At 74.1% G+C, this 3,311-nt stretch carries 4 protein-coding genes; all 4 read left to right on the forward strand.

What is annotated here, in order from left to right:
* On the forward strand, positions 1-199 hold a 199-nt coding region (locus SACHA_RS25395; protein ID WP_198010137.1), incomplete at its 5' end, for a hypothetical protein.
* Positions 200-289: 90 nt separating this feature from the next.
* A complete protein-coding gene (locus SACHA_RS0111960; protein WP_019809989.1) occupies positions 290-886 on the forward strand; it encodes a TetR/AcrR family transcriptional regulator in 597 nt (198 codons plus the stop codon).
* Positions 887-999: 113 nt separating this feature from the next.
* Positions 1,000-2,430 (forward strand): adenylosuccinate lyase, encoded by a 1,431-nt coding sequence (purB, locus tag SACHA_RS0111965; protein ID WP_019809990.1) that lies wholly within the window; start codon positions 1,000-1,002, stop codon positions 2,428-2,430.
* 12 nt (positions 2,431-2,442) lie between these two features.
* Positions 2,443-3,311, forward strand: an 869-nt coding sequence (locus SACHA_RS0111970; protein WP_019809991.1) for a sulfite exporter TauE/SafE family protein, incomplete at its 3' end; no start/stop codon positions are given.

Raw genomic sequence — 3,311 nt, forward strand, 5'->3', positions numbered from 1 at the left:
GGTGCTGGTGCCGCCCGACGACGGGGTCCGGCTGCCGGAGCGGTCGGCGGGTACCGACGTCGCCGAGCACCGCACCGGGGACGGGACGCTGGTGGTCGTCCTGCGCACCCCCACCGGCCACGGTGGTGACCGGGGGCCGGACACCGGTCCGCGACTCGACGCCGTCGCGCAGACGGTGGCCGAGTCGGTGACCCGGTGAGCGCGTGCGGTGCCCGGGCACGGCAGGGCGAGGAGAATGGCCCGGACGAGCCGACGTCGCGCGCGGTACCGGGTGGCAGACTGACCGGACATGACCACCGCAGCGAGTACGCCGAAGGGTGAGCGTCGGCGCGCCGCTCTCGTCGCCGCGGCCGCCGAGCTGCTGGTGGAGGGTGGCTTCGGCGCGGTCCGCCACCGCGCGGTCGCCGAACGGGCCGGACTGCCGCTGGCCTCGACCACCTACTACTTCGACTCGCTCGACGACCTCGTGTACGCCGCCACCGAACACGTCGGCCGCCGCGATCTGGCCCGGGGGCGCGAGCGGCTCGCCCGCCTCGGCACCGAACAGCGCAACGTGGACACCGTGGTCGAGCTGGTGCTCGACCAGCTGCTCGGGACGGATCCCCAGCACGAGGCCGTGGTGCTGCGCTACGAACGACTGGTCGGTACCGGGCGGCGACCGCACCTGCGGCCTCTGATGCGCACGCTGGCGGTCCAGCTGCGGGAGTTGCTGACCGAGAGCCTCACACGGTCCGGGTTCGACGTCGACGCCGAGCGGCTCGAACGCCTCATCGCCCTGGTGGACGGCGCCGTCGTCAACGCGCTGATCGAGGTCGACCCGGACCCCCGCGCGGCCGCGGCCCGCGTGTTGCGCGAGGTCCTGGGCGGTTCCGACGCCCCGGGGTGATCGGCACGGACGGTCCTTCCGGTGTGGGCGGGCCCGGGGGCCCGGGGCCCGGGCCCGGCCCGGTGACCACCCTGCGGGGCGTACGGGGACCGGCCCCTGGCTAGCCTGAGCACGTGACGGACAAGCCCCGAATCCCGAACGTGCTCGCCGCCCGCTACGCCTCGGCCGAGCTGGTGCGGTTGTTCTCCCCCGAACACAAGGTCCGCCTCGAACGCGACCTGTGGATCGCCGTGCTCGCCGCCCAGCGTGACCTCGGCATCGCGGTGCCCGACGGCGTGCTGGAGGACTATCGGCGGGTCCGGGACACCGTCGATCTCGACTCGATCGCCGCCCGTGAGCGGGTGAGCAGGCACGACGTGAAGGCGCGCATCGAGGAGTTCAACGCGCTGGCCGGACACGAGCACGTGCACAAGGGGATGACCTCCCGCGACCTCACCGAGAACGTCGAGCAGCTGCAGGCGCGGGCCGCGTTGGAGCTGGTCCGGGACCGGGTGGTGGCGGTGCTGTCCCGGTTGGCCACGCTCGCCACCGAGCACGGGGGGCTCGTGCTCGCGGGCCGCTCGCACAACGTGGCCGCGCAGGCCACCACGCTGGGCAAGCGGTTCGCCACGGCCGCCGACGAACTGCTGGTGGCGTTCACGCGGCTGGAGGAGCTGATCGCCCGCTACCCGTTGCGCGGGATCAAGGGGCCGGTGGGCACCGCGCAGGACATGCTCGACCTGCTCGGCGACGCCTCGCGGCTGGCCGAACTGGAACGCCGGGTGGCCGACCACCTCGGCTTCGACGAGGTCCTGACCAGCGTCGGGCAGGTGTATCCCCGTTCGCTCGACTTCGACGTGGTCTCCACCCTCGTGCAGGTGGCGGCGGCGCCGTCCAGTCTGGCCACCACGATCCGGCTGATGGCCGGGCACGAGCTGGTGACCGAGGGGTTCCGCCCGGGGCAGGTCGGGTCGTCCGCGATGCCGCACAAGATGAACACGCGCTCCTGCGAGCGGGTGAACGGGCTCGCCGTGGTGCTCCGCGGGCACCTGTCGATGGTCGGCGAGCTGGCGGGCGACCAGTGGAACGAGGGGGACGTCTCCGACTCGGTGGTGCGCCGGGTCGCGCTGCCGGACGCCTTCTTCGCCCTCGACGGCCTGCTGGAGACGTTCGCGACCGTGCTGGACGAGTTCGGTGCCTTCCCGGCCGTCGTGGACCGGGAGCTGGCCCGCTACCTGCCGTTTTTGGCGACGACCAAGGTGCTGATGGCGGCGGTGCGCGCGGGCGTCGGCCGGGAGACCGCCCACGAGGTGATCCGTGAGCACGCCGTGGCGGTCGCGCTCGACATGCGGGAACGGGGGCAGGCCGACAACGACCTCGTCGAGCGCCTCGCCGCCGACGCGCGCATCCCGCTGGAGGCGGACGACCTGACCGCGCTGCTCGACGACCGGTTGTCGTTCACCGGCACCGCGGCCGACCAGGTGGAGAGCGTGGCGGGCCGGGTGGCCGGGATCGTGCGCCGGTTCCCGGACGCCGCGGCCTACACGCCCGCCCCGATCCTCTAGGCGGCCCGCGGCATGGCCACGCTCCTGCTGGTCGCGCTGGCCGGGTTCGGTGCCCAGTTCGTCTCCGGCACGCTGGGCATGGGGTACGGCATGACGTCGACCACCGCGTTGGTCGCACTCGGCACCGCCCCCGCGCTCGCGTCGGCGTCGGCGCATTTCGCGCAGGTCGGCACGTCGCTGGCCTCCGGCGTGTCGCACTGGCGGCTGGCCAACGTCGACTGGCGCACGGTCGGGATCCTCGCCGGGCCGGGCGCCGTGGGCGCGGTGGTCGGCGCGGTCGTGCTGGTCGCCCTGCCGGTCGGGCTCGCGACCGGCTGGATCACCGTGATCCTCTCCCTGCTCGGGCTGTACGTGCTGGTGCGGTTCGCGTTCCTCCGCCTGGGCAGGCTGATCACCGAACGGCGCCCCGGCGCCCGCTTCCTCGCCCCACTCGGGCTGGTCGCGGGGTTCGTCGACGCGGCCGGTGGCGGCGGGTGGGGGCCGGTGGCCACCACGACGCTGCTGTCGAGCGGGCGGCTGGAGCCCCGCAAGGTCGTCGGCTCCGTGCAGGCGGCCGAGTTCGTGGTGACGCTCGCGGCGAGCCTGGCCTTCCTCGTGGCGCTGTCCCTGCACGGCATGAACTTCGCCGTGGTGCTGGGCCTGCTGGTCGGCGGGATGCTGGCCGCCCCGATCGGTGCCGTGCTGGTCCGCCGGATCCCGCCCCGGTTGCTCGGTACCGCCGCGGGCGGTCTGATCGTGCTCGTCAACGCCCGGCCGCTGCTCGACGTGCTGCGCGCCCCGGCACCCGTGGTGGCGGTGGTCCACGTCGCGTTGCTCGCACTGGTCGGGACCGCGCTCACGACCGCGGTGCGGTCGGCGAGGGCGGAGCGGGCGGAGAGCCG

The sequence above is a fragment of the Saccharomonospora halophila 8 genome, from assembly GCF_000383775.1.
In the GTDB taxonomy this organism is placed as follows: Bacteria; Actinomycetota; Actinomycetes; order Mycobacteriales; family Pseudonocardiaceae; genus Saccharomonospora; species Saccharomonospora halophila.